Origin of the sequence: Kineosporia mesophila (genome assembly GCF_021129235.1) — a bacterium.
GTDB lineage: Bacteria > Actinomycetota > Actinomycetes > Actinomycetales > Kineosporiaceae > Kineosporia > Kineosporia mesophila.
The window spans coordinates 39,110-64,674 of record NZ_JAJOMA010000016.1; the positions used below are offsets into that span (position 1 = coordinate 39,110).

Annotated in this window: 25 protein-coding genes; 13 read left to right on the forward strand and 12 right to left on the reverse strand. The window is 69.2% G+C overall.

The features are described 5' to 3' along the window. Positions 1-85: 85 nt before the first annotated feature. Positions 86-1,639: a GAF domain-containing protein gene (locus LR393_RS22070; RefSeq protein WP_231486043.1), complete on the reverse strand. Its 1,554-nt coding sequence runs from the start codon at positions 1,637-1,639 to the stop codon at positions 86-88. A 233-nt stretch (positions 1,640-1,872) separates the two neighbouring features. Between LR393_RS22070 and LR393_RS22075 the strand changes: the two genes are divergently transcribed. Both LR393_RS22075 and LR393_RS22080 read left to right on the forward strand, forming a co-directional pair. Then, positions 1,873-2,901, forward strand: a complete 1,029-nt coding sequence (locus LR393_RS22075; protein WP_231486044.1) for an LLM class flavin-dependent oxidoreductase — start codon at positions 1,873-1,875, stop codon at positions 2,899-2,901. Between the two features lie 4 nt (positions 2,902-2,905). Next, positions 2,906-3,577: an NADPH-dependent F420 reductase gene (locus LR393_RS22080; protein WP_231486045.1), complete on the forward strand. Its 672-nt coding sequence runs from the start codon at positions 2,906-2,908 to the stop codon at positions 3,575-3,577. Positions 3,578-3,629: 52 nt separating this feature from the next. Here LR393_RS22080 and LR393_RS22085 read toward each other — a convergent pair whose 3' ends face one another. Beyond that, the gene (locus LR393_RS22085; RefSeq protein ID WP_231486046.1) at positions 3,630-3,977 is read right to left on the reverse strand and encodes a DoxX family protein; all 348 of its coding nucleotides are present in this window, start codon (positions 3,975-3,977) and stop codon (positions 3,630-3,632) included. A gap of 118 nt (positions 3,978-4,095) precedes the next feature. Here LR393_RS22085 and LR393_RS22090 point away from each other — a divergent pair, with 118 nt between their 5' ends. Then, complete coding sequence (locus tag LR393_RS22090; RefSeq protein WP_231486047.1) at positions 4,096-4,710, forward strand: TetR/AcrR family transcriptional regulator; 615 nt, start codon at positions 4,096-4,098, stop codon at positions 4,708-4,710. Here the strand turns inward: LR393_RS22090 and LR393_RS22095 are convergent. Continuing rightward, the gene (locus LR393_RS22095) at positions 4,707-5,081 is read right to left on the reverse strand and encodes a winged helix-turn-helix transcriptional regulator (protein ID WP_231486048.1); all 375 of its coding nucleotides are present in this window, start codon (positions 5,079-5,081) and stop codon (positions 4,707-4,709) included. The genes LR393_RS22090 and LR393_RS22095 overlap by 4 nt on opposite strands. A 68-nt stretch (positions 5,082-5,149) precedes the next feature. On the opposite strand from LR393_RS22095, the gene LR393_RS22100 reads away from it, so the two are divergent. The 6 genes from LR393_RS22100 to LR393_RS22130 all read left to right on the forward strand — a co-directional run bounded on the left by LR393_RS22100 (position 5,150) and on the right by LR393_RS22130 (position 9,905). Continuing rightward, positions 5,150-5,992 carry an alpha/beta fold hydrolase gene (locus tag LR393_RS22100; RefSeq protein ID WP_231486049.1) on the forward strand — a complete coding sequence of 281 codons (843 nt, stop codon included), beginning with the start codon at positions 5,150-5,152 and terminating at the stop codon, positions 5,990-5,992. A gap of 141 nt (positions 5,993-6,133) precedes the next feature. Continuing rightward, complete coding sequence (locus LR393_RS22110) at positions 6,134-6,949, forward strand: alpha/beta hydrolase (RefSeq protein WP_407937341.1); 816 nt, start codon at positions 6,134-6,136, stop codon at positions 6,947-6,949. 185 nt (positions 6,950-7,134) lie between these two features. Further along, the gene (locus LR393_RS22115; RefSeq protein ID WP_231486052.1) at positions 7,135-7,596 is read left to right on the forward strand and encodes a nucleotidyl cyclase domain-containing protein; all 462 of its coding nucleotides are present in this window, start codon (positions 7,135-7,137) and stop codon (positions 7,594-7,596) included. A 13-nt stretch (positions 7,597-7,609) separates the two neighbouring features. After that, positions 7,610-8,365: a GAF and ANTAR domain-containing protein gene (locus LR393_RS22120; RefSeq protein WP_231486053.1), complete on the forward strand. Its 756-nt coding sequence runs from the start codon at positions 7,610-7,612 to the stop codon at positions 8,363-8,365. A gap of 84 nt (positions 8,366-8,449) precedes the next feature. Beyond that, a complete protein-coding gene (locus tag LR393_RS22125) occupies positions 8,450-9,184 on the forward strand; it encodes a GAF and ANTAR domain-containing protein (protein ID WP_231486054.1) in 735 nt (244 codons plus the stop codon). A gap of 103 nt (positions 9,185-9,287) precedes the next feature. Then, positions 9,288-9,905, forward strand: a complete 618-nt coding sequence (locus LR393_RS22130) for a hypothetical protein (RefSeq protein WP_231486055.1) — start codon at positions 9,288-9,290, stop codon at positions 9,903-9,905. A 7-nt stretch (positions 9,906-9,912) separates the two neighbouring features. Here LR393_RS22130 and LR393_RS22135 read toward each other — a convergent pair whose 3' ends face one another. Beyond that, positions 9,913-12,291 (reverse strand): ATP-binding cassette domain-containing protein, encoded by a 2,379-nt coding sequence (locus tag LR393_RS22135; protein ID WP_231486056.1) that lies wholly within the window; start codon positions 12,289-12,291, stop codon positions 9,913-9,915. A 333-nt stretch (positions 12,292-12,624) separates the two neighbouring features. Between LR393_RS22135 and LR393_RS22140 the strand changes: the two genes are divergently transcribed. Both LR393_RS22140 and LR393_RS22145 read left to right on the forward strand, forming a co-directional pair. Beyond that, a complete protein-coding gene (locus tag LR393_RS22140; protein WP_231486057.1) occupies positions 12,625-13,521 on the forward strand; it encodes an aminoglycoside phosphotransferase family protein in 897 nt (298 codons plus the stop codon). A 255-nt stretch (positions 13,522-13,776) separates the two neighbouring features. Continuing rightward, positions 13,777-14,013 (forward strand): hypothetical protein, encoded by a 237-nt coding sequence (locus LR393_RS22145; protein ID WP_231486058.1) that lies wholly within the window; start codon positions 13,777-13,779, stop codon positions 14,011-14,013. Between the two features lie 40 nt (positions 14,014-14,053). On the opposite strand, the gene LR393_RS22150 is transcribed toward LR393_RS22145, so the two are convergent. Further along, a complete protein-coding gene (locus LR393_RS22150; RefSeq protein ID WP_231486059.1) occupies positions 14,054-14,680 on the reverse strand; it encodes a DUF305 domain-containing protein in 627 nt (208 codons plus the stop codon). Positions 14,681-14,703: 23 nt separating this feature from the next. Further along, complete coding sequence (locus LR393_RS22155; protein WP_231486060.1) at positions 14,704-15,531, reverse strand: lytic polysaccharide monooxygenase; 828 nt, start codon at positions 15,529-15,531, stop codon at positions 14,704-14,706. Between the two features lie 526 nt (positions 15,532-16,057). Between LR393_RS22155 and LR393_RS22160 the strand changes: the two genes are divergently transcribed. Both LR393_RS22160 and LR393_RS22165 read left to right on the forward strand, forming a co-directional pair. Next, a complete protein-coding gene (locus LR393_RS22160; RefSeq protein WP_269327684.1) occupies positions 16,058-17,956 on the forward strand; it encodes a rhamnogalacturonan lyase in 1,899 nt (632 codons plus the stop codon). Between the two features lie 20 nt (positions 17,957-17,976). Beyond that, positions 17,977-19,980 (forward strand): sigma-70 family RNA polymerase sigma factor, encoded by a 2,004-nt coding sequence (locus tag LR393_RS22165; RefSeq protein WP_231486062.1) that lies wholly within the window; start codon positions 17,977-17,979, stop codon positions 19,978-19,980. Here LR393_RS22165 and LR393_RS22170 read toward each other — a convergent pair. Genes LR393_RS22170 through LR393_RS22195 form a run of 6 tightly spaced genes read right to left on the reverse strand, consistent with a single transcriptional unit; the run spans position 19,967 to position 25,415 of the window. Further along, positions 19,967-21,199 (reverse strand): cytochrome P450 family protein, encoded by a 1,233-nt coding sequence (locus tag LR393_RS22170; RefSeq protein WP_231486063.1) that lies wholly within the window; start codon positions 21,197-21,199, stop codon positions 19,967-19,969. The two genes, LR393_RS22165 and LR393_RS22170, sit on opposite strands and share 14 nt — an antisense overlap. Before the next feature lie 57 nt (positions 21,200-21,256). Then, a complete protein-coding gene (locus LR393_RS22175) occupies positions 21,257-22,513 on the reverse strand; it encodes a cytochrome P450 (RefSeq protein WP_231486064.1) in 1,257 nt (418 codons plus the stop codon). Next, positions 22,510-23,118, reverse strand: a complete 609-nt coding sequence (locus LR393_RS22180) for a GTP-binding protein (RefSeq protein WP_231486065.1) — start codon at positions 23,116-23,118, stop codon at positions 22,510-22,512. The genes LR393_RS22175 and LR393_RS22180 overlap by 4 nt, the downstream gene beginning before the upstream one ends. Next, positions 23,096-23,464 carry a DUF742 domain-containing protein gene (locus LR393_RS22185; protein WP_231486066.1) on the reverse strand — a complete coding sequence of 123 codons (369 nt, stop codon included), beginning with the start codon at positions 23,462-23,464 and terminating at the stop codon, positions 23,096-23,098. The genes LR393_RS22180 and LR393_RS22185 overlap by 23 nt, the downstream gene beginning before the upstream one ends. Further along, complete coding sequence (locus LR393_RS22190; protein WP_231486067.1) at positions 23,461-23,877, reverse strand: roadblock/LC7 domain-containing protein; 417 nt, start codon at positions 23,875-23,877, stop codon at positions 23,461-23,463. The genes LR393_RS22185 and LR393_RS22190 overlap by 4 nt, the downstream gene beginning before the upstream one ends. Further along, the gene (locus tag LR393_RS22195; RefSeq protein WP_231486068.1) at positions 23,874-25,415 is read right to left on the reverse strand and encodes an ATP-binding protein; all 1,542 of its coding nucleotides are present in this window, start codon (positions 25,413-25,415) and stop codon (positions 23,874-23,876) included. Before LR393_RS22195 ends, LR393_RS22190 begins: the two co-directional genes overlap by 4 nt. Between the last annotated feature and the right edge of the window lie 150 nt (positions 25,416-25,565).

Here is a 25,565-nt window from a genome sequence, read left to right on the forward strand (position 1 = left end):
TATTTTTTCGCCCTTCAGGGTCGGGAGTCGGAGAACAGGGCCGGCGGGTCGTCGGGCCTGAAAGGTCGGAAGATTCAGGGACAGGTCATTCGAGGATGGTGCGGGTCATGTTGGCCTGGTCGCTGAGAACGCCCTGGATCAGTTGCTGGGTCTGGTTGATCTCGTCGACGGCGTGGTGGATGTCGGCCAGCGAGCTGATGACGGCCTGCACCCGGTTCTGGATGGTGTTGACCCGCTCGCTGACGTTGGTCGTGGCCCGCTCGGTCTCGCCCGAGAGGTCCTTGACCTCCTCGGCGACGACCGCGAACCCCTTGCCCGACTGACCCGCCCGCGCGGCCTCGATGGTGGCGTTCAGCGCCAGCAGCTTGGTCTGCGCGGCGATGGTCTGGATGTCCTGCACCACCTTGTTGATCTCGGCGCTGGCCTGCCCGAGCGCGGCGACCTGGGTGTTGGCCTCCTCGGTGAGCTGACCGCCCCGCGAGGCGACCTCGGAGGCGGAGACGACGTTGCGCTCCACCTCGCCGATCGACTCCATCAGCCGCGCACCGGCGCTCTTCAGCTGCCGACTGGCGCCGAACCGCTCCATCGCCTGACCGATCAGGAAGGCGGTGTTGCGCAGCGCCATCTCGCGGCTCTTGGCCATGATCAGGGTGCGGGTGGCGAAGAAGTCGATGGTGCCGATGAACCGGCCGTTGACCGTGATCGGGAGACAGACACCCGATTTCACTCCGGCTCGTTGCGCGGCCGGACTCCGAACGCAGTCGGTCAGCTCGCCGAGGTCCTCGACGAAGACGAAGTCGTTGCGGGCCCAGGCCCGGCCCGAGAGCCCGATGCCCTGGGCGAACGACGCCGACATGGTCACGTCGCGGAACTCCGAGTTGACGTCGCCGGACTCCTTCGCGAATCGCAGCACCTGCGCCTCCTCGTCCAGGCGCCAGAACGAGCCGTACTGCCAGTCGAAGTCACGCCGGACGGCCTCCATCGCCACCCGCAGGGCATCGTCGTCGCTGGTGGCGGTGGTCAGCTCCCGGATGACCGTGGAGACCAGATCGACGTCCTGGGCCGCCTTCTCCTGACGCACGGCCTCGTGCAGACGCTCCAGGGCCGACGAGACCAGCACGCCGATCGACCGCAGCACCGCCAGACGGTCCTCGGACAGAGTCAGCACCTCGTTGGTGAAGAAGTCCATCGTGCCGACCACGTCACCCTGCTCGAACAGGGGAAAGCAGATACCGCTCCGCACACCCTGTTTCATCGCGATGGGAGCGCGGACGCAGTCGGTCATGGTGCCGAGGTCCTCGACGAACACCAGGTCACGCTGCCGCCAGGCCCGGCCGGAGAGGCCGACACCCTCGGCGAAGGACGCCTCCAGCGTGACCGACTTGAACTCCGGGCCGACGTCGCCGCTGTCCAGCGCGAACCGCAACACCTCAGCCGTGGCGTCACGCACCCAGTAGGACCCGTAAGCCCATCCGAAGTGCTGACGCACGACCTCGAGCGAGGTCTTGACCGCCTGCTCAGGGGTGCTCGCCTGACCAAGCTTGATCACCATGTCGGTAACAGCCACGACATCCGCGTGCGCCTCGCGGGCCGACTGCTGGACCGACACGGCCGAGTTCTTGGGCGATCGCTTGAACACTCACTGCTCCACTCAAAGAGGGCGGACCCCTGCCTGGATCTCCTGCATCCTTCGGCGTCACCCGGTCGGCCCTGAGCCAAACCGGCCCCCGTTTTTCGGCCAAGGGGCCCGCCGGAGCCGCAGTCAGCCCCGTGATCCACCCGTTCGGCCCCCGGGCATAACCCCGCCGTAGCCATGGTTGAGTGCGTCGGCCACAATGTAGTTGATTACTCAATCATCAGGAGGACAGCGTCATGAGCGAGCTCGTCATGGGTCTCGACACCTTCGGCGAGGTGCCGGTGGACGACCGTGGGGTCCTGGTCTCCCAGGCCGCGGCGATCCGGCAGGTCCTCGACGAGGCGGTCATCGCCGACCAGACCGGCGTGGACGTCATCGCGCTCGGCGAGCACCACCGCTCCGAGTACGCGATCTCCAGCCCGGAGACGCTGCTGGCCGGCATCGCGACCCGCACCGAGCGGATCAAGCTGGCCACCGCCGTGACCGTGCTCAGCTCCGACGACCCGGTGCGCGTGTTCCAGCGGTTCGCCACCGTCGACGCGCTCAGCAACGGACGCGCGCAGGCGATCCTCGGGCGGGGCTCCTTCACCGAGTCCTTCCCCCTGTTCGGCTACGACCTCGCCGACTACGACGTGCTGTTCGAGGAGAAGCTCGACCTGTTCGTGAAGCTCCTCGACGAGAAGCCGGTCGACTGGAGCGGCACCACGCGCCCCGCCCTGAAGAACGCCGACGTGTTCCCGAAGACCGAGGGCCGCCTGGACACCTGGGTCGGCGTCGGCGGCTCCCCGCAGTCGGTCGTGCGCACCGCGCAGTACGGCCTCAAGCTGATGCTCGCCATCATCGGGGGCCCGGCCGAGCGGTTCGCGCCCTACGTCGACCTGTACCAGAGGGCGGCGCAGGAGCTCGGCACCACCGCCCACCCCGTCGGTATGCACTCGCACGGCTTCATCGCCGACACCGACGAGCAGGCCAAGGAGCTGTACTACGGCCCGTACAAGGCCGGGCGCGACAAGATCGGCGCCGACCGGGGCTGGCCGCCCGTGACCCGGGCCCAGTTCGAGTCCGAGGTCGAGGGCGGTTCCCTCTACCTGGGCTCCCCCGAGACCGTCGCCCGCCGCATCGCCGCCTCCGTCAAGGCGCTCGGCGTGGGCCGTTTCGACCTGACCTACACCGGTGGCCCGCTGCCGGCGAGCGCCCGCTCCCGCACCGTGGAGCTTTATGGCACCAAGGTCGTCCCCATGGTCCGCGACATGCTGGAAGGCTAGGACAATGACCACCATCGGCATCCTGGGCGCCGGGAAGGTCGGCACCGTGCTGGCCCGCCTGGCCGTCGCGGCCGGCTACGAGGTGCTCATCTCCGGGTCGGGCGACCCGGCGAAGATCTCGCTCATCGTCGGTGTCCTCGCGCCCGGCGCCCAGGCGGCCACCTCGGAAGAGGTGGCCCGGCGCGCCGAGATCGCCGTGCTGGCCCTGCCTCTGGGCAAGTACCGGACCGTTCCGGCAGACGCGTTGCGCGGCAAGCTGGTCGTGGACGCCATGAACTACTGGTGGGAGGTGGACGGGGTGCGGGACGACCTCACCGACCCGCGCACCACCTCCAGTGAGGTCGTGCAGGCGTACCTGCCCACCTCCAGGGTGGTGAAAGCCTTCAATCACATGGGCTATCACGACCTGGAGGGCGGTTCGCGGCCCGCCGGCAGCCCCGACCGCAAGGCGATCGCGCTGGCGGGCGACCTGGAGGACGACGTGCGTACCGTCGCTTCTCTGGTGGACGACCTGGGTTTCGACCCGGTCGAGGTGGGCCCGCTCGCCCAGGGCGTGCGACTGCAGCCGGGTACCTCCCTGTTCGGGGCCGACACCGACGCCGCCACGATCCGGGCCCTGCTGGCGGAGCCCTTCGAGCGGACGACCCAGCCGACCGTGCCCGAAGACCTCCGCTGACGTCGCTACGGCCGAATCATGCCTCGTCGAAGCATGATTCGGCCGTTTCCGGTCAGGCGCTGAGCACCCGCAGCACCACGGCCACGACCGCGATCAGGCCGATCACGACCGCCGGCTGCCACTCCGGGTCGCCGCTGCGGATGTGCGCGATCACGGCGCCGGCGAAGTAGAGCACCACGCCGATCCCGGCGGCGACCCCGAGCGGCCACCAGGACAGGCCGATGACCAGGCCCGCGGCACCGGCCACCTCGAGCAGACCGAGCACCCAGAGCAGGTTCTCCGGCCAGCCGACCGTGCGGGAGACCTTGAGCCCCATCTCGCCGCGGGTGAACTTGCCGTAGGAAGAGGCGATCAGGAGAACGGCGAGGAGCACCGAGACGACTGCGGTGGCGATGAACATCAGGCGGGTTCCTTCACGGACGAGGTGGCGGCGATCTGGAGTGGCCACTCCAGTTGATGATGGCGAGCATAACTGGAGTGGCCTATCCAGATATTCCGGACCCCGGTAATCTGTTTCCGTGACGAGGGCAGACGCCGTACGCAACCGGGAGCGGATCATCTCCGCCGCCGCCCTGGCCTTCGCCGACCTGGGCCTGGACGCGTCGATGAACGAGATCGCCCGTCGCGCCGGCGTGGGCATCGCCACCACGCTGCGCAACTTCGCCCACCGCGACGAGCTGATCGCCACGGTGTTCAGCGACCGGATGCGCCGCTACGCCGACATCACCGAGGCCGCCGCCGCCCGGCCCGATCCGTGGCAGGGCTTCCAGCAGTGCGTCACCGAGGTGTTCGAGCTACAGGCCAGCGACCGGGGCTTCTCCCAGGTCCTGATCGGCAGCTTCCCCGCCGCACCCGCGTTCGAGGCCGAACGGGCCCGCGCCTACCGAACTTTCGACGCCCTTACGCGACGCGCCCAGGCCGCGGGCAAGCTCCGCGCCGACTTCGTGCCCAACGACATGCCGCTGATGCTCATGGCCAACGCCGGGGTGATCAGCCACACGATCGATCAGGCGCCGGGCGCCTGGCGCCGCCTGACGGCCTACTTCCTGCAGTCGCTGTCGGCCGAGCACGCGCAGCCGCTGCCCGCACCGGTGCCGACGCGCCGGCTCTACCTGTCCATGACGAAGACCTAAGAGTTCGCAGCGTCCCAGGCCTGGCCGTGGTCGTCGATCTCGCGCATGTTCGTCTCGGCCCAATCCCGCAGCACCGCCAGCGGACCGTCGAGCGAGAGACCGCGCGCCGTGAGGCCGTAGTGCACGCTCGGCGGCACGGTGGCCTCCACCCGGCGGGTCACCAGTCCGTCGCGCACCAGGCCGCGCAGCGTCACCGAGAGCATCTTCTGCGAGACCCCCGGCACCCGGCGGCGCAGTTCCGCGAAACGCACCTCGGCCGGATGGGCCTCGGCGAGCACCTTCACGATCATCGACGTCCACTTGTCGCCGATCCGGTCGAGCAGATGACGTGTCGGGCAGAGCGGACTGAACAGGTCACCCCGTGGTTTCACCGGGCTCACCACCTTCCCCGGAAGTGCCTTCTTGGCAACCCCGGTCTCCTACGGTGTGCTGGTCTCTGATGGTAACCGCCCCTGACGAGGAGACTCTTGTGCGCATCCCGGTGAACGGCATCGAGATCAACGTGACGGTGGAGGGCTCGGGCGAGCCGGTCGTGCTGCTGCACGGCTGGCCGCACACCTGGCGGGTCTGGAGCGAGGTGATCCCGGAGCTCGCCGGGCGCCACCAGGTGCTCGCCCCGGACCTGCGGGGCCTGGGCGACAGCGACCGCCCGGCCGGCGGGTACGACCTGAACACGCTGGCGGACGATGTGCTCTCCCTTCTCGATGCCCACGGGTTACGCACGGCGCACCTGGTGGGCATCGATCTGGGCGCACCGATCGCCTTCTTCACGGCCCTGCGCGATCCCGGCCGGGTCAGCCGCCTGGTGCTGACCGAGGGCCTGATCGGAACCCTGCCCGGGGCCGAGAATTTCGCGCCCCCGTGGTGGTTCGGCTTCCACCGGGTGCCCGGCCTGGCCGAGACCGTGCTGCCCGGCCACGAGGCCGAGTACCTGAACTGGTTCTACCGTTCGGGCACACTGGGACGCGGCCTGCCGGCACACATTGAAGACGCGTTCGTGCGCGCCTACAGCGGCACCGAGGGTTTGCGGGGTGGTTTCGAACACTACCGGGCCATGCCCGGGAATGCTTCCCTGATAGCCGATCTCGCGTCGAAGCGGCGTCTGACCGTACCCACCGCGGTAATCGGCGGGGCCACGGTCGGCGAGGCGACGGCGAACCAGGTGCGGCCCCTGGCCGACGATCTACAGGCCTTCCGGATCCCGGACGGTGGCCACATCCTCCCGCTGGACCGCCCGCGAGAGCTGCTGGAGATCATGGTCCCGTTCTTGGGCCGGGCCTAGCCGACGGGCTTGCCGATCCCGTCCCGCTCGAGCCGGTGCCGCAGGCCGGAGAAAACCTCACCCGGCCGGGACAGCTCGGGCCCACCCAGGCCGAGCAGCTCGTCCAGTCGTTCCTGGGAGATCTGACGGGACCGGTCCACCATCTCCTCCCCCGCCTCCGTCACCTCCAGCAGGGACGAGCGCCGGTCGGCCGGATTGGGCACCCGCCGCACCCAGCCGAGCGTCTCCAGCCGGTCGACCCCCGAGGGCGGGAGCCGGCCGGGCACGATCCTGTACTTCCACGGCGGCTCGTGGGTGGTCGGATCCCCCGCGACCGCGCTCGGCCTCACCGCGAACCTGTTGGTGCGCAACGGAATCCGGGCCCTGTCGGTGGACTACCGGCTGGCCCCGGAGCACCCGTTCCCGGCCGCGGTCGACGACGGTCCGGCCGCCTACCGCGAACTGCTCGAGCGCGGCGAGGAGGCGTCGTCCATCGCCTTCGCCGGCGACTCGGCGGGTGGCGGTCTGGCCGTCAGCACCTGCCTGGCCGCCCGCGCCGCCGGACTACCCCAGCCGGCGGCCGTCGTGGCCTTCTCGCCGGGACTGGACTTCACGATGAGCGGCGACAGCATGACCACGAAGGCGGGCATCGACCCGATCTTCACCCGCAACGACCTGGTCCCAATGAAAGCCCTGTACCCGAACGGGCAGGACCCGAAGCAGGAACTGCTGAGCCCGGCGATCGTGGGCGACCTCACCGGACTGCCGCCGCTCCTGCTGCAGGCCGGCACGAATGAGGTGCTGCTCGACGACTCCACCCGGGTCGCGGAGCGGGCGCGGGCCGCCGGGGTGGACGTGGTGCTCGACGTCGTCGCGGGCGTACCGCACGTGTTCCAGGCCTTCACCGACGTACTGGACGAGGCCGGTGCCGCCCTGGACCGGGCAGCCCTCTTCCTCACCCAGCACCTCGATGGCTGAACGATGTAGCCAGGGATCACACTCTGACCATTTTCACCACTCAGGGTGACGTAGCAGTTGCTGATCATCTATGGTGTGTGTGCTGGGCCACAGCCACTCCGGGCCGAGAGCGCTGGGAAATCCCCGTGCCTCGGGCGCATTCGCCAATGCCGGGGACCCTTTGTGTCATTGGCTCCGGAGACGACATGTCCACCACCTTCCTTGGCCCCCTGCTGTCCCCACCCCGTGGCGAGATGGCCCTGCCCACCTCCCCGGCCCACCGGCGCGACGATTCCCCGGACCAGCAGGACCAGACCACCACGCAGGGCGCCCTGCTGGTGGTCGGGCTCGTCAGGACCCCGGACGACACCCCCCTGGAGCACAAGCTCACCGAACTCCTGCTGCCCCACTACCTGAAACGGCTCACCCAGGCCGTCCGCCGGGGAGATACCCTGTGCAGGATCGGTAGCACCCGAATCGGCGTGGTCTGCCTGGGAGTTTCCGGCTGGTCACCGCTGAGCGAACTGCTCACCCGGCTGAACCGGGCCGTAGGCCCGGCCGTTCCGCTCCCGGGCGCTGAAGGGTACGCCGCCGTTTCGATCACGGCCGTTCTCACCGACGACGCCATCCGGCACCTGAAATCTCTGCACCAGTCCGAGACGGAGTAGGGAGCCCCGCACGATGACCCACGATCCCGAGGACGACCTCCGGGAAAGCCTGGCCGCCCTGGCCGGGGCCCTGACCGGCGCCCAGCCCCTGACCGCGACACTGCAGCACGTGGCTTCGCTCGCGGTCATGGCCGTTCCGGGGGCCGGCGGTGCCGGGCTGACGCTGCTCGAGCAGAGCCGTCCCGACACCGTCGTCGCCAGCGCGGGATTCGTGGAAGAGGTCGACGCCGTGCAGTACGGCGTCGGCGAGGGTCCCTGCCTGCTCGCCGTGCAGACACGCACCACCCAGTGGTCCGGGTCGCTCGGCGGCGAGGAGGCCCGCTGGCCCCGCTTCGGGCCCCAGGCCGGGCGGATGGGCGTGCACAGTGCCCTGTCCGTGCCCCTGCTGCTCTCCGATCAGGTGGTCGGAGCCCTGAACATCTACTCCCACGAGCGGAACGCCTTCGACGAGCGGTCGGTGGCGATCGGCGAGAAGTTCTCCCGGCCTGCGGCCGTCACCGCCTCGCACGCCCTTCTCCTGGAAGAGAGCCGCCGGATGACGGCTCAGCTTCAACAGGCTCTCACCAGCCGGGCGACCATCGACCAGGCCATCGGGATCGTCCTGAGCCGCACGGGCAAGACCCCGGACGAGGCGTTCGAGGTTCTGCGGCGCCAGAGCCAGCAGGACCACGTCAAGCTCAGCGAGGTCGCCGCCCAGGTCGTCGATCAGGCCATGTCCCGGGCCCGGGCCCGGCTGAGAATCCCGGGCCCGGCGGCACGGGGTGACTGATAGGACTACGGTCTCCTCAGGAGACCTGCATCGACGGCCGGCCACCGGAGCAAGGCAGAACCGGCCCTAGGGGAACGAGACGACATGACAGCAGATCCCGAACGGGACCTGCAGGACAGCGTGGCCGGGCTGGCCCGGATCCTGACCGGCACCCAGCCGTTGACGCAGACCCTGCTCCAGGTGGCCACGTTCGCCGTCTCCGCCATCCCGGGGGCCGACGGTGCCGGTGTCACGGTGCTGGAACGCCAGGGTCCCGACACGATCGTGGCCAGCAACGAGCTCGTGCGCGCGGTCGATGCCGTGCAGTACGGCATCGGTGAGGGTCCGTGTCTGCTCGCCGTACAGTCACGGTCCACCCAGCGTTCCGGATCGCTCGACGGCGAGTCACGCTGGCCGAGCTTCGGGCCGCAGGCGGGCCGGCTGGGCGTGCACAGTGCCCTGTCACTGCCCCTGCTCATCGCCGGTCAGCCGGTCGGGGCCCTGAACGTCTACGGCCGCGCGCACAACGCCTTCGACGAGCAGTCGGCCTTCATCGGCGAGGCCTTCGCCCGGCCGGCGGCCGTCACGGCGTCCCAGGCTCTCCTCCTGGAGGAGAGCCGGCGGGTGGCGGCCCAGCTGGAGCAGGCCATGACCGCCCGGACGACCATCGATCGGGCCGTCGGCATCCTGATGAGCCGGACCGGGAAGACAGCCGACGAGGCGTACGAGACTCTTCGGCAGAGGAGTACGCAGGACGGCATCGACATCGGCGAACTCGCCACCCAGATCGTGGTCCAGGCGCTCGCCCGGGCCCGCGCCCGTCGGAAGAACCCGGAATAGCCCCTCCCATACAGAACGAACACGGGCACCACTCCTGCCCGTCGCCGCAAACAGACCGGGCTCGGCGTGCTCCGCGGTGCCGGCCCGGTAATAGGCACCCACCGTGCCTCGGGAAGAGCAATTTATGGATCTGGCCGACGACACCGTGACCCGGCTGACCGAACTCGCCGAGCTCAGCGGTGCAGACCTCGTGCTGCAGTTCCGCGATCTCGTGCGCTCCGCCGTGGCCTCGAGTTCGTCCTGTGTCGCGGTGATCATCAGCCTCGGCCAGGAGCCGCCGTTCTACGCGCTCGACGACCGGCTCCGCACCGGGGCCACCACGGTGCGTTCCTCGCTGCGCGCCCAGATCGCCGCCACCGGCCCCGGGCAGCCCGTTCACCAGATCGTCCTCCTCGCCGAGACCCCCTCCGAGTACAGCCACCTGACCCCCCTCCCGCTCGGCGGCTTCGCCTCGTCCACGGGCAAAATCGACTGGCTGGTGATCGACGGCGACCTGGACGCCGCGGCCCACCTGCTCACTGACGACCCCCCGATCACCGGACCACCGAAGATGCCCACCGAACGGCTGCGCACGATCAATCAGGCCATCGGCTTCCTGCTCGACCGGGGCCTGACCCCCGACGAAGGGCACCGGGAACTGGCCGAACGGGCCCGGATCGACGGCAACGACATTTACGACCAGGCTCTCGCGGTGCTGGGCCGCGCCGACAAAGAACCCTGAGAAGGCTTCAGGCCCCGACGTACTCGGCCAGGTGCAGTCCGGTCAGGGTGGATCTGCCGGCCACCAGGTCGGCCGGGGTGCCCTCGAACACGACGGCGCCCCCGTCATGACCGGCGCCCGGGCCGAGGTCGATGATCCAGTCGGCGTGGGCCATCACGGCCTGGTGGTGCTCGATGACGATCACCGACTTGCCCGCGTCGACGAGACGGTCGAGCAGGCCGAGCAACTGCTCCACGTCGGCCAGGTGCAGACCGGTGGTGGGCTCGTCGAGCACGTAGACGCCGCCCTTCTCGCCCATGTGCACGGCCAGTTTCAGCCGCTGGCGCTCGCCGCCCGACAGCGTGGTGAGCGGCTGGCCGAGCGTGAGGTAGCCCAGGCCGACGTCGACCATCCGGTCCAGGATCTTGTGCGCAGCGGGCAGTTTCGCCTCGCCCTCGGCGAAGAACCGTTCCGCCTCGGTTACCGGCAGGGTGAGCACCTCGCTGATGTTGCGACCTCCCAGCCGGTACTCGAGCACGGACGCCTGGAAGCGGCGGCCCTCGCACTCGTCGCACGGTGTGGCAACGCCGGCCATCATCGCCAGGTCGGTGTAGATCACCCCGTTGCCGTTGCAGACGGGGCAGGCACCCTCCGAATTGGAACTGAAGAGAGCCGGTTTCACCCCGTTGGCCTTGGCGAAGGCCTTGCGGATGGGTTCCAGCACACCACTGTAGGTGGCCGGGTTGCTGCGCCGCGACCCACGGATCGCGCTCTGGTCGATGGCGACCACGTCGTCCAATGGCGCCACCGAGCCGTGAATGAGTGAGCTCTTGCCCGACCCGGCCACCCCGGTGACCACCACCAGCACACCCAGGGGGACATCGACGTCCACCATTTTGAGGTTGTTGGCATCGGCACCGCGGATCTGGAGAACCTCGGAAGCCTCCCGCACGGTCTCCTTCAGCGTGGAACGGTCGTCGAGGTGCCGGCCGGTGAGCGTGTCACTGCTCCGCAGACCCTCCACCGTGCCTTCGTAAACAACCTGACCACCGGCGGTTCCGGCGCGCGGGCCGAGGTCGACCACGTGGTCGGCGATCGCGATGGCCTCCGGCTTGTGCTCCACCACCAGCACGGTGTTGCCCTTGTCGCGCAGCTCGATCAGCAGCTTGTTCATCCGCTCGATGTCGTGCGGATGCAGGCCGATCGTGGGCTCGTCGAACACGTAGGTGACGTCGGTGAGCGCCGATCCGAGATGCCGGATCATTTTGGTGCGCTGCGATTCTCCGCCCGAGAGGGTGCCGGACGGGCGGTCCAGGCTGAGGTAGCCCAGCCCGATCTCGACGAACGAGTCGAGCGTGTGCCGCAGCTTGCCGAGCAACGGGGCCACACTCGGCTCCGTCAGCCCGCTGACCCACACCGCCAGATCGCTGATCTGCATCGTCGCGGCGTCGGCAATGCTGATGCCCTTGATCTTCACCGAGCGGGCGCCCTCGGCCAGCCGGGTACCGTCGCACTCCGGGCAGGTGGCGAAGGTGACGGCGCGCTCGACGAACGCGCGGATGTGCGGCTGCATCGCGTCGACGTCCTTGGACAGCAACGACTTCTGGAGCTTCGGGATCAGGCCCTCGTAGGTCAGGTTGATGCCCTCGACCTTGATCTTCGTCGGCTCCCGGTAGAGCAGGTCATGCATCTCCCGCTTGCCGAACTTCTTGATCGGCTTGTCCGGGTCGAAGTATCCGCTGCCGATGAAGATCCGGCCGTACCAGCCGTCCATGCTGTAGCCGGGGATGGTGAAGGGTCCTTCGCTCAAGGACTTCTCGTCGTCATAGAGCTGAGTCAGATCGATGTCGCTGACCGATCCCCGGCCCTCGCAACGCGGGCACATCCCGCCGACCCGGGTGAAGGTCGCCTTCGCGGCCCGGGTGGCGGCACCCCGCTCGACCGTGACCGCGCCACTGCCCGACGCCGAGGCGACGTTGAACGAGAAGGCGCCCGGGCCACCGATGTAGGGCTTCCCCAGACGGCTGAACAGGATGCGCAGCATGGCGTGCGCATCGGTGGCGGTGCCGACGGTGGAGCGCGGATCGGCCCCCATGCGCTGCTGGTCGACGATGATCGCCGTGGTCAGGCCCTCGAGCACATCCACGTCGGGCCGGGCCAGCGAGGGCATGAAACCCTGCACGAAGCTGGAGTAGGTCTCGTTGATCAGGCGCTGCGACTCGGCGGCGATCGTGCCGAACACCAGGGAACTCTTGCCCGATCCGGACACGCCGGTGAACACGGTCAGACGCCGCTTGGGCAGCTCGACACTGATGTCCTTGAGGTTGTTCACCCGGGCGCCGTGCACCCGGATGATCTCGTGGCTGTCGGCGACGTGCTCCTGCGGGGGCTGGGCTGCCCTGCTCATCGAGTCTCCCGATCGGTCGGCCTACCTCGGGGAGCATCGTTCCATGACAGCGCGCTGCTCCCCGATCACGCCACGACGCTAGTCGATGACCGCGACCCGGACTTCTCGATTCGTGATCAGACTTCCGGCTCACGCATCGCACGGCCTCGACCACGTCCATGGCCACGGAACGGTCAACCCCCAAACCCCCATCCGTGATCATGCAAAACCTCCCCGGAGTTCTAGAACTCTGGCGGCGAGAGTTCTAGAACTCCGGGGAGGTTTTGCATGATCACGAACAAGGAGGAGGCGGCCCCCCACACAAAAAGGGGGTGGGGGCGGCAGGATCGTGGGGTGCACACGGATCAGATCGCCATTGAAGCGGCCCAGGTCTCGGGGCTGGTCTCGTCGCAGTTTCCCCGGTGGGCGGGGTTGCCCGTGCGGCGGTTGTCGACGGAGGGCACCGTCAATGCCGTCTTCCGGATCGGGGACGGGCTGGCGGCGCGGTTTCCGTTACGGCCCGGCGACCCGCAGGAGATTGCGGAGGGGTTTGCCCAGGAGGCCGAGGCTGCGCGGAAAATAGCTGAGCACATCCGGTTCCGGGTTTCTCAGCAGCTTGCCCAGGGGGAGCCGGGATGGGGGTATCCCCTGCCGTGGGCGGTGCAGACCTGGGTCGACGGGTGCACTGCGAGCGAGGCCGACCCCTCCGGCAGCGTCGGGTTCGCCGAGGATCTGGTCGAACTCGTCCGGGATCTGCGCGGCATCGACACCGGCGGGCGGGAATTCACCGGATCCGGGCGCGGCGGGAATCTTCCTGACCACGACGACTGGATGGAGAAGTGCTTCGCGAAGAGCGGCGACATTCTCGATGTGCCCTCGTGGCGGCGGCGTTGGGAATTCTGGCGGGAATTACCGAGAACCGCGCCCGACATCATGAATCACGGTGACCTGATTCCCGGGAATGTTCTGGTCTCGCCGGAAGGGCGGCTCACCGGGGTGCTCGACGTCGGTGGTCTTGGACCGGCCGATCCCGCACTTGACCTGATCTCCGCCTGGAGCCTGCTGAGCGCGCAGACCCGGCCGATCCTGCGCGCGGGCCTGGACTGCGACGACCTGACCTGGGAACGCAGCCGGGCCTGGGCCTTCGAGCAGGCCATGGGCCTGGGCTGGTACTACGCGACGAGCAACCCGGGGATGAGCCGGCTCGGTCTGCGCATGCTCGGCCGGCTCGTCGAAACGTCTGACCTTTAGGGGTTATCCATCGAAAAGCGCCACGCCCCAAGATCACGGGACGTCACCAAATCGAGAGATCCGGGCCCGGCTATTACCTAGGGTTCCGATAAACCGACACCTGGCGCAGAATTCGGTTCGATGTCCGGCCGGAAAATGCCAGGTGATCCGCCGGACCGGCACCAGCCGCGTGGTAGCTTTCAGCGCCCATCCGCCGGACCGGTGCTTTTCGGTGCGGCCATTCTTCTTTCACCGCCGAAAGGACACGTGCGCCCGATGACAACCCGCCGGGGCCTCCTTGCCTCCATCGTCACCGTGGCCGTGATCGCGGGCGGCCTGGTGATCTGGCAGCAGGTCCGTTCCACCTGCCCCGACGCCTACAGCGCCGCAGCCACCTATCTACCCGACGACGAGGTGACGTTCAACGGCCGCGTCTGGCGCGCGACCCGCAGCACGATCAGCGACAACCCGAGCACCCGGGGTACGGCCTGGGCCGACGCCGGCACCTGCTGAGCAGCAGAAACCAGCGCCGGCCCGCAGTCACCGGCTCAGGTCAGGACGCGTCCGACAGCAGCTTCAGCATCTGCTGCACCTGGGCCGACCGGGACTCGTCGATCCGCCCGGCCAGTTCGAGCACCCCGCCGTTCTCACCGTTCCCGGTGCCGTACTGGGCGATCTCGGCCCCGTTGCCCTGCTGGGCGAGCAGCAGGTTCAGGAACGTGGTCTGGAACGTGCTGCCGGAGGCCGACTTCAGGGCCTTGATGTCGGCCTTGGTCAGCGTGCTGACCCCACCGTGCTCGGCGTGCAGGTCGCCTCCGGCCTCGAGCGGCTCACCCCAGGCCCTGAGCCAGCCCGACATCTCCGCCCGCTCGTCGTTCTCCGTGGTGCTGATGGCCTCGATCAGCGCCTCGGCCTCCTTCGACAGGGTGCCCTCGCCGGCCAGGGCCGCCAGCTTCGCCGTCTCCACCTCCCGCGCGACCATCATCTGCAGGAACATCACGTCGGCGGCGTTGTGCCCGGTCTCCCCTCCGTCACCGGACTCGGTGGCCGGCGCCGTGGCGGGCGCCGCGTGCCCACCCGAAGAGATCGACGCCGGGCCCGGGCCCGTGCTGATCGTGACGCCGTCCAGCGCGCCGCATCCCCCGAGCAGCAACGCGCACCCGGCCACCAGTGTGGCCACCGTCGAATCCCGCGCCGGACGCCTCACTTCGGCAGCCACAGCGCGAGCACCGCGGAGGGCTCCCAGCCCGGCAGGGTGGTGTGCGACTGGCGGCACTCGTAGGTCACACCCTCGTAGGTCACCGTGTCGCCGCGGTCGTACCAGGTCCAGTCCTTCCACGCCGACCCGTCGGCCGGCATCCCGGTCTCGGTGGGCGTCTTGGTGGCAGTGGCAGTGGCAGTAGCAGTAGCAGTAGCAGTAGCAGTGGGCACCGGTGCTGAGGGCGCGGTGGTGGTCCTGTCCGGCGTCGGGGTAGATGTCGAGGTGGGTTTCGGGGTGGGTGCGGTCGAACCCCCGCCCGAGCCGCCGATGTTCACGTCGACGCAGTTGTAGAAGGCATTGACGGTGTCGGCGATGTTCCAGACCGCGAGAACTGTGTGCTCTCCGGAGTAGTCACTGAGGTCGACGTCGTGCGAGACCGTCGCGTTGGGCTTGGCCCCCTTGTCGTCGAACGAGGCCACCTGCTGACCGTCGACGTAGTACACCCAGGTACTCGTCGAGTGCCGCGCGGTGAGGGTCCAGTTGAAGGTGACGTCGCCACGGACGTCGGTGGCCGGCCAGTGGCGCGACTCGTCGTCCAGCACAGCGAAGTTCGCATTGCCCCCGCTGCACTTCTTCGACCCCTTGGGGGCCTCCACGCTCTGCGGCTCGTACTGGATCGGGCCGCAGTCGGCGACGGCGCCACCGGCACACAGGGCCTGCCGGCTGGGTGGGGACGAGATGTAACCGTGAGCACTGGCCGGGCCGGCGAGAGCCACGCCGGCCAGGGCCGTGACCGTCGTCGCCAGCGGGAGGACGATCTTTTTGCGCATGGTGAAGCACTCCTGTCAGGGATGGAGTGACCGGCGGATCGGGCCGGACAGGCACCATCGTTCTCAGTCCAGGCCACCGATCTCAAGCCGACAACGATCATTTAAAGGGGCCTTGACCAGGCAATGAGCCTGGCGTACCCCTGGTGACACTTCGGGGCCGAAATCCCGCAACCCCCGGTGACCCATCCGGCACCCGACGTGACCGCGCGCAGATCAGGGACCGATTCGGATCCGCAGGCCGGGGCAATCAGCCAGGCTGGGGCACGAGCGGTCGAAAGGTTGCCCGGGCCGGTGGGAAATCTTCCCCCGGATTTACGTTATGCACGCATCGGGTTCATCGCCACCAACGCATTCTTGACACTCCCCGGACCTGCCCATGACCTGTTCCCGGGCAACCTTTTCGGTGTTTGACAGGCCATATCAAGCTGACGAGGATTCACGACGCCACCCCACGGAATCGAAAAGTTCTCCCCGGCAGCATCACTGCCCGGGGTGATTCCGTACGTCCGCCCCCGGGTGGCAACCGATGATCGGTGAGAGAAGGAATCCCGTGAGCCAACGTCGTCACCCCAACCGGCGCCGCACCGTCGCGATCGCCGCCGGGATCGCCGTGACCGGCAGCCTCGCAGCCGCCGGCACCAGTTTCGCCGTCGGGCGCTCCCCGAGCACGACCACCGCAGCCTCCACCTCGTCCTCCATTTCCGCTGCCGCCACTAAGGTGACCGTCGCCGGGCACCAGCTGGAGACACTGGGCCGGGGCGCGATCAGCGTGCACTCCAGCACCGGGAACCTGGTCAGCTGGCGGCTCCTGGCCACCGACTCCAAGACCGCGTCGTTCGACGTCTACCGCAACGGCACGCTGGTCAAGTCGGGTATCACCGGTTCCACGAACTACCTGGACAAGGGCGCTGCGGCCACGGCCACCTATACGGTGAAGACCGGCTCGGAGACGGCAACGGTGCGAAACCTGTCGGACGGGTCGCTGCGGGTGCCGCTGAAGAAGCCGGCCGGCGGGACCACCAAGGACGGTGTCGCGTACACCTACACAGCCAACGACGCCTCGGTGGCCGACCTGGACGGCGACGGCGAGTTCGAGATCGTGCTCAAGTGGGACCCGACCAACTCCAAGGACAACTCCCAGTCGGGCTACACGGGCAACGTCTACGTGGACGCGTACGAGCTCGACGGAACCCAGCTGTGGCGCATCGACCTGGGCAGGAACATCCGGGCCGGCGCGCACTACACACAGTTCCAGGCCTACGACTACGACGGTGACGGCAAGGCCGAGGTCGCGATGAAGACGGCCGACGGCACCAAGGACGGCAAGGGCACGGTGATCGGCAGCTCGAGCGCCGACTACCGCAACAGCAGCGGTTACATCCTCACCGGTCCCGAGTACCTGACCATGTTCAACGGCCAGACCGGCGCCGCCGCCTCGACCGTCGACTACACGCCCGCCCGCGGCACGGTCTCCAGCTGGGGTGACAGTTACGGCAACCGCGTCGACCGCTTCCTGGCCGGCACCGCCTACCTCAGCGGCAGCACGCCCAGCCTGATCGAGGCGCGCGGTTACTACACCCGCTCGGTCGTCACGGCCTGGGACTACAAGGGCGGAAAGCTCACCCAGCGCTGGCAGTTCGACTCGAGCAAGCAGACCACGCCGGCCAACTGGGCGGGTCAGGGCAATCACCAGCTCTCCGTGGCCGACGTGGACAGCGACGGCAAGGACGAGATCATCTACGGCTCGATGGCTCTCGACGACACCGGCAAGGGCCTGTGGACGACGAAGCTGGGCCACGGCGACACCCTGCACGTGGGTGACCTGATCCCGACCCGCGCCGGCCTCGAGGTGTTCAAGGTCCGCGAGGAGAAGAACAGCGGCCCGGCCGACTTCATCGCCGACGCGGCCACCGGCGCGATCATCAGCAAGTCGGCCAGCTGCGGCTGCGACACCGGTCGCGGCGTGGCGGAAGACATCTACGCGGGCAGCCCGGGCGCCGAGCAGTGGTCGTCCAGCGTCGACGGTGTGCGCAACACCAGCGGCACCAAGATCGGCTCCAAGCCCAGCTCCACCAACTTCCTGGTGTGGTGGGACGGCGACCTCTCCCGCGAGCTGCTCGACAGCAACAAGATCAGCAAGTGGACGCCGACCGGCGAGACCCGTCTGCTGACCGCCTCGGGCGTTCACTCCAACAACAGCACCAAGGCCACGCCGTCCCTCTCGGGCGACATCCTCGGTGACTGGCGTGAGGAAGTGATTCTGCCGGAGTCGGACGACACCGCACTGCGCATCTTCAGCACGCCGATCGAGACCTCCACCCGCCTGGTCACCCTCACCCAGGACTCGATGTACCGGGTGGCGCTGGCCTGGCAGAACACCGCCTACAACCAGCCGCCGCACCTGAGCTACGCCCTCCAGAAGTAAGCCTCACAAGGGAAAAGACCATGCAAGAGGACGAACCGGGTCTGGTGCGCGATGCCCAGGCCGGTGATCACGACGCCCTTCGGGAACTCCTGGCCCGGTACGTTCCTCTCGTCTACAACCTCGTCGGCCGGTCGGTGAGCCGGCCGGCCGACGTGGACGACGTGACACAGGAAGTCCTGCTGCGCGTCGTGCGCGACCTGCCCGGTCTGGAGAGCCCGGCCAGTTTCCGGTCGTGGCTCGTGACCATCACCGTGCACCAGATCGGTGATCACTTCCGTCGTCCCGTCACCGAGGTGCCCGCTCCGGTGAGCGACGACTGGCTTGTGGACGTCGGTGGGCGCGGCGAGATCTCTCTGGAGTTCGAGGATCTCGCCGTGCTCTGGCTGGACCTCAAGGGTCAGCACCGGGATCTGGTGCGGGCCGGTCAATGGCTCGACCAGGAGCACCGCGCGCTGCTCGCCCTCTGGTGGGAGGAGTGCGCCGGGCGGATCACCCGCACCGAGATCGCCGCCTCGCTGGACCTGGGCGAGGCCCACACCGCGGTGCGTCTGCAACGCATGCGGGAACAGCTGGAGCAGTGCCGGGTCGCGGTGGTCGCGCTGGAACGCCGACCGCTCTGCGAGGGCCTGGCCGCGATCGTCACCGACTGGGACGGCGATCCGAACACGCTGTGGCGCAAGCGGATCACCAAGCATGTGCGCACCTGCGTGGTGTGCCTGCGGGAGGCCGAGCACCAGGTCCCGACCTCACGGCTGATCGCCGGGCTGCAGCTGCTGCCGCTGCCCGCCGCGCTCATCGCCGCGCTGGTGGAGAAGGGCCTGCTGACGGCGGAGCAGTGGGAGGACGCCGAACTGGTGGCCGCCTCCACCGCCGACCCCGACAACCCCGACGACCCCCGGCACGACCTGCCCGGGGACCACACTGCCTGGAGCACCGTGCGCTGGGCCGGGCGGGTCGCCACCGTGACCACCGCCGCCACCCTGCTGCTCTTCGTCGGTGGCTTCCTCTACGACGTGAGCCAGACACCGCCGGTGCGGCAGGAGGTGCCCCGTGACACCACGGCCGTGAGCGCCGCGATGTCGACGATCTCCCCCACCCCGGCACCGGCCACGACCTCGGCCGCCACCTCGGTGAGCCCGACACCCGAACCGACGAAAACGTCCATTCGCAAGAAAGCAGTGGCCACCGACCGCTGCGCCCGCACGGGCGCCCCCGACGCGGTGTGGGCCGGCTGGACCATGCCGAACTCCGGTGAGGGGCTACCGGACCAGCACCGCTACACGGTGCGCCAGGACGGCACGGTGGTGGACGAGGTGACCTGTCTGGTCTGGCAGCGCTCGAGCGCGGCGAACTCCTACACCTATGCGGGTGCCCAGAGTTACTGCAAGAACCTGAAGCTCGCGGACGGTGACTGGAGCGTGCCGACCCGGGTCGAGCTGACCTCGCTGATCGACACCACCCGCTCCGGCCCGGCGATCGACACCAAGGCCTTCCCCGACACCCCCGTGGCCTTCTTCTGGACGTCGTCCCCGTGGGCCACGGAGCACGATCCGGCCTTCGCCTGGATCGTGAACTTCTTCGAGGGACTGACCAGCAACGCGGCCGAGGAGTCGGGCAAGTTCTCGGTGCGCTGCGTGCAGTCCGCCGGCGGCTCCGGCGCGGCGAAGTACACGATCGCCGACGGTCAGGTGAAAGACCCGATGACCGGGCTGGTCTGGCAGCGCAGCAGCTCGAGCGCGATGGCCGCCCCGAAGGCCTCCGGCTACTGCTCGAACCTCGCCCTGGGCGGTGAGAAGTGGCGTCTGCCGGGGGTTCAGGAGCTCGCCACGCTGGTCGACGAGTCACTGGTCGGCCCGGCGATCAACCGGAAGGCCTTCCCCGACACCCCGGCCCGCGGCTGGTACTGGGCCGCGAACCGGGCTGCCCCGGAGGAGGGTTCACGCTGGGCGCTGAACTACGACGACGGGTACTCGAACTACCGGGACCTGACGTCGGGTGTGGTGCGCTGCGTCAGAACTGCCTGAGGCGCACGGGAAGGGTGGACGAGCTGTTCGAGAACAGCGACGGGATCGGGATCAGGTCGTTCTCGTCCACGGCCAGTTCGATACCCGGGAACCGCTCGAACACCGCGGGGATCGCGATGTTTCCCTCCATCCGGCCGAGCGCGGCGCCCACGCAGACGTGCGCGCCCCCGCCGAAGGCCAGGTTCCGGCGCTGTTCCCGGGTGATGTCGAACTCGCCGGCGTCGGCACCGTGCTGCTTCTCGTCGCGGCCGACGGCGCTGTAGGGCGCCATGACGGCCTCGCCCTTCGGGATCGTGACCCCGGCGATCTCGACGTCTTCCAGGGGATAGCGGAACGGGAAGTTGCCGATCGGCGCGTCCCACCGCAGCGTCTCCTCGACCACCCCGGCCCATTCCCGGGGCCCTCCGGACACCGCGATCTTCCGCTGGTCGGGGTGGGTGCACAGGGCCCGCACGGCGTTGGTGATCAGGGCGACCGTGGTCTCCTGGCCGGCGCCGAGCATGATCAGCAGGGTGCCGACCAGTTCCTCGTCGCTCACGGCCTGCGGGTCTTCGGCCTGGGTCGCGATCAGGGCGCTGGTCAGATCGGCACCCGGGTTGTCGCGCCGGTACTGCACCTGGCCCGCCAGCAGCTGGTACAGGCCCATCTGGTTGGCCAGCACCTGCCCGGGGGTGAGGTCGGACCGGAAGACGTTGTCCATGAACGCCTTCAGAGCGGGCCGGGACTCCTCGGGCAGACCCATCAGCTCGGAGATCACCAGTACCGGCACCACGTCGGAGTAGTACTTGCGGAAGTCGACCACCCCGTCCTCGTCGACGTGGCCGGGCAGCTCGTCGAGCAGGCGGGTGACGATCTCCTCGACGCGCGGGCGCAGCGCCTCGACCCGGCGCGGGGTGAGCGTGCCGGTGACCAGCTTGCGCAGACGGCGGTGCTCGGAGCCGTCGGCGGTGAGCATGTTCGTCACCTTGACCATGCCGATCAGCGGCCAGTCGTCGCCCACGTGCCCGGACTTGATGTCGTTCCAGTTCTGCCAGTTCTTGCTGAACCGGTGGTCGTTGATCACCTCGGTGAGCAACGCGTGGTCGGCGATGCTCCAGGCGATCACGTCGCCGGGGAGCCTGACCCGCACCACCGGGCCGAGTTCCCGTAGGCGGGCCGCCTCGCCCTGGTGGTCACGGCCGGCCGGGTCGAGTTCGATCAAGGGAACGGTTTCGGACACAGTGGCCTCCTGGCAAGGGTGAATTCCTCGGTGGTCCGGGCTCTTCCGTGAGCTCGATCAGGTACGGGCCAGTGGTGCGCCCAGGGCCACCGTGGAGAACTCGACCGGCAGGGCCGTGGGAACCCGGGTCCAGGGGGAGGGGAACCAGGTGAGTTCTTCCGCGGGAATGCTCAGGCGCATGTCGGGCAGCAGGTTCAGCACGGTTCCGACCGCCGTGCGCACGATCACCCGGGCCGGCACCCGGGCCGGGCAGGAGTGCGGTCCGGCGGCGAAGGCCAGGTGGGCGCGGTTGCCCGGTTCGGCGAACGGGCCGTGGCCGGTCTGCATCACCGGGTCGTCGACGACGGCGCCCAGCCCGAGCACCACCACGTCACCCTTCAGAATCTTCTGGCCGCCGAGTTCGGTGTCGTGCAGGGCGTAACGAGCGGGCATGACGTTCATCGGGGGTTCCCGCCAGAGCGCCTCGTCCAGGGCGTCGTCCACCCCCAGGCTGCCGCCGCGCAGCTGGGCCGAGAACCGCGGGTCGGTGAGCAGCAGGCGCAGCGTGTGCGCGATCCACGAGGTCATCGTCTCGTTGCCGGCCCCGATCAGCGGGACCAGCGACTGCACGCGTTCCTCGAGGCTCGTCATCGACTCGTGCCGCACGATCACGCTGGTGACGTCGCCCCGGGCCGGGCCGTCCTGACGGCTCTGCACCAGGTCGACGAGGATCTGGTCGAACGCGCGGTCACCGAGCTGCGAGTCGGTCTGGCTGCCGAACAACGCGATCAGGGCGCGGCGCAGCTCCTGGCCGCCCTCCCGGTCGAGCCCGAACAGGCTGGCCAGGGCCAGGGTGGGGATCACCTGGGCGTACTCGGAGATCAGGTCGGCCGCACCGCGCTCGGAGAACCCGGCGATCAGGTCGGCGCACATCTCCTCCACCTCGCGGCGGATCGCCCGCTGGTCGATGCCCGCGACCGCCTCGTCGACGGGGCGGCGCAGCCGGCGGTGTTCCTCGCCGTCGGCCTGGAAGAGGTTGGGACGCCAGCCCATCATCGGCAGCAGACCCGAGTCCGGTGCCACCACACCGTCGTTCAGGTCGCGCCAGTTGCGGGCGTCGTGGCTGAACAGGCGTTCGTCGCGGGTGACCGTGAGCAGCTCGCGATAGCCCATCACCAGCCAGGCCGGCACGCCCGGCTCCAGCTCGACCTTCACCACCGGGCCGTGCTCGTCGCGCAGACGGCGGAAGACGACGCGGTGGTCGGGCGCACCGGTGGCCTCGATCAGGGGCGTGTGCGCGTGGGCCGGGCAGCCGGGCGGCGGGGACGTGGTCACGTGGCGTACTCCTGGGAGGAACGCGGATCGTGGGCGGCGACGTACTCGACCAGGGCGAGCAGGGCACCGGCGGACGACTTACGGTCGCGGGCGTCGCAGTCGACGACCGGGGTGCCGGGCAGCAGGTCGAGTGCGGCCCCGACCTCGTCCAGCGTGACGTCCGGGCTGTCGGGGAAGCGGTTGACCGCCACCGCGAACGGCAGGTCCCGTTCCTCCAGCTGCTCCAGGACGTCGAAACTCTCTTCCAGCCGCCGCACGTCGACCATCACCAGCACCCCGATGGCGCCCACGGCGAGGTCGGTCCAGAGGTCCCAGAACCGCCGCTGGCCGGGCGCGCCGAACAGGTAGAGCACCAGTTCGGCGTTGATCGTGATCCGGCCGAAGTCCATCGCGACGGTGGTGGTGCGCTTGTCGCTGCGGCCGCGCAGATCGTCCACGCCGACGCTGGCCTCGGTCATCACCTCCTCGGTGCGCAGCGGGGTGATCTCGCTGACCGAGCCGACAAGGGTGGTCTTGCCGACGCCGAACGCACCGACGACGAGGATCTTCGCGGAGCGGGTGACGGTGTCGGGCAGATACCGGTCAGCGGAACCCGCGGAGTCCATGCAGCACCTCCAACAGGAGCTGGGAGTCGGGAGCGGCCTGCTTCGGGGTGCCCGAGCGGGCCGAGAGGTATCCGGCGTCGATGAGGTCGGAGGCCAGCACGCCGACCAGGCTCACCGGTAGGTCGAGATGGGCCGAGGCCTCGACCAGGGAGATCAGGCGGGCGCACATCTGCACCAGGGCCCGCTCCTCCCGGGAGGCCGTGACCGGCAGCTCCCGGGTGGGATCGGGTGCGATGAGCAGGGTCTCCACCCCGACGGTGTTGCGGGTGGCGCGGGCCCGGCCCCGGGTGATGACGTAGGGACGCAGGGCCCGCGCGCAGAAGTCCGGTTCCCCAGACCTCGTCACTGGACGGGTTCCTGGCGGGCCGGACTGCTGAGGTTCGCGGCACCGATCTTGAGCACCTGCGCCTGCATCGCGCGGGCCACCTGGCGGGGGTCGACCACCGGGTCGGCGACGACGGCCAGATGGGCCCCGTCGGCGCTGCGCAGGAACAGGAAACCACCGTCGAACTCGATCATCTGGTGGCGTACGAGGCCGTCGCCGGTGCCGAACTCGTGGCCGAGGGCACGCCCCAGCGACTGGAGCCCGGAACAGGTCGCGGCCAGTCGCTCGGCCCGGTCGCGCGCGAGGCCCGGTGAGCCGGCCAGGAGCAGGCCGTCCACGCTGAAGACCACGACGTCTCGCACGCCCGGGACGATGCTCACCTCGGCGATCATCCAGCCGCGATCCTGCTGTCCGTAGTTCTGCGAGTCGCTCATCCCTGGGCGGCGTCCTTCCCGGCGGTCGAGGGTTTCACGTTCCCCCCGAGATCGGAGTCATGCGTGGTCGGGGTGCTCGTGGGTGCCGGCGACAGGTTCTCCGCCGGTTCGGCACCGGCCGGAGCGGCGGGGGTCACCGGGATCGGCTGGGACCCCTCGAAGAACCGCTCCATCCAGTCGCCGGCCTCTTCGGGGGCGACCTCGGGGGCGGACGGGACCACGGGCCGGGGTCGGCCGGCCGCAGTTTCTCCTCCGGGACGGCCCGCGTCTTTACGCCGGGCCGAACGTCGTTGCGGCAGGCGTACTTCCGAACCGTCCAGCCCATCCGGGGGCGTGGGGTCGGCCGGTGGGTCGACGCGGGTGTCGATGAGGTCCGCAGCGGCGGGCGGTGCGGCTTCCGTCGTGGGTTCCAGCGCGGCTTCCGTCGTGGGTTCCGGATCACGGACGGACGCGGGGGCCGGCAGTTCGACCGTCTCCACCAGGGTGGCGGGAACCAGCACCACGGCCCGCACCCCGCCGTAGGGCGAGATGCCCAGGTCGACGGTGAAACCGTGACGGCGGGCGAAGCGCCCGACGACGGCGAAGCCGGTCTGCGGGATCTCGCCGACGTCACCGACGCCGAGCGGACGGCGGCCGGAGACGATCTCCCGGGCCTCGGCCAGGCGGTACTCGTCGAGACCGAAACCGCTGTCGTCGATCTCGATCACGGCGCCGCGCTGCACGCCGCGCACCGCCACGGTGACCGGGGCGGAGGGCGCGGAGTACTCGGTGGCGTTGGCCAGCAGCTCGGCCACCAGGTGGATGAGCGGCTCGACGACGGACGGGACGACAGCCGCGGTCTGGTCGCCGGTCACCTGCACCCGGCTGAAGGCGACGATGCGACCCGAGGCGGCGCGCACCACGTCGACCAGGGCCAGCGCGGCGGGCCACTGCTGGCCGGGCCACTCGTCACACAGCACCTTCACGCTCTGGGCGTGGCGGGCCTGCTGGGTGGCGGCGTGGTCGACGCGCATCGTGGTCTCGAGCAGGGCCGGGTCGCCCGGGTGCTGCTCGGCCAGACCGCTCATCGCCTGCTGGATGCGGTGGGCCGAGGTCTGCACCCGCCCGGCCAGTTCGACCAGGGCCAGGCGCCGCGACTCCTCACGCTCGACCAGGGCCGAGGTCACCTGGGAGATCAGGTCGTCGATCGAGGTCGAGGCCTCCGGCAGCAGATCCGCGGTGTACCGGGCCCCCGGCACGTCCCGGCCGGCGAGGGCCGCGGGCAACCGCACCTTCACCAGATGTTCCAGTTCGTGCTGCATCTGAGCCAGGCGCTGCCGGTCGAAGGCGGCCGTGGCCTCGATCTCGGCGAGACGTGACGGCGAGAGATCCGGGGCCGACGTGAGAGCGGGAGCGGCGTGGGCACCGAACGTGGAGGCCGGCGCCGGAGGCCAGGAGATCGCACCGCGGTGGCGGGCCCAGGCCGCGGCTCCCGCGACCAGCGCCCCGACCAGCCACGGGGACGGGGAACGACGAGGAGATCGCGCTGGGCTCGTCAATGGACACCCTTCATCGCCGATGATCGGATCAAGCGTTCAGGAAAATCCCATACGAAATGGCGGTCTTCGGGCTGACCTATATATGCCGTATCGGACTAATGGGCGGAAAACCTAGCACAAATGCCTAGGAGGAAGACCACCCGTAGGCTG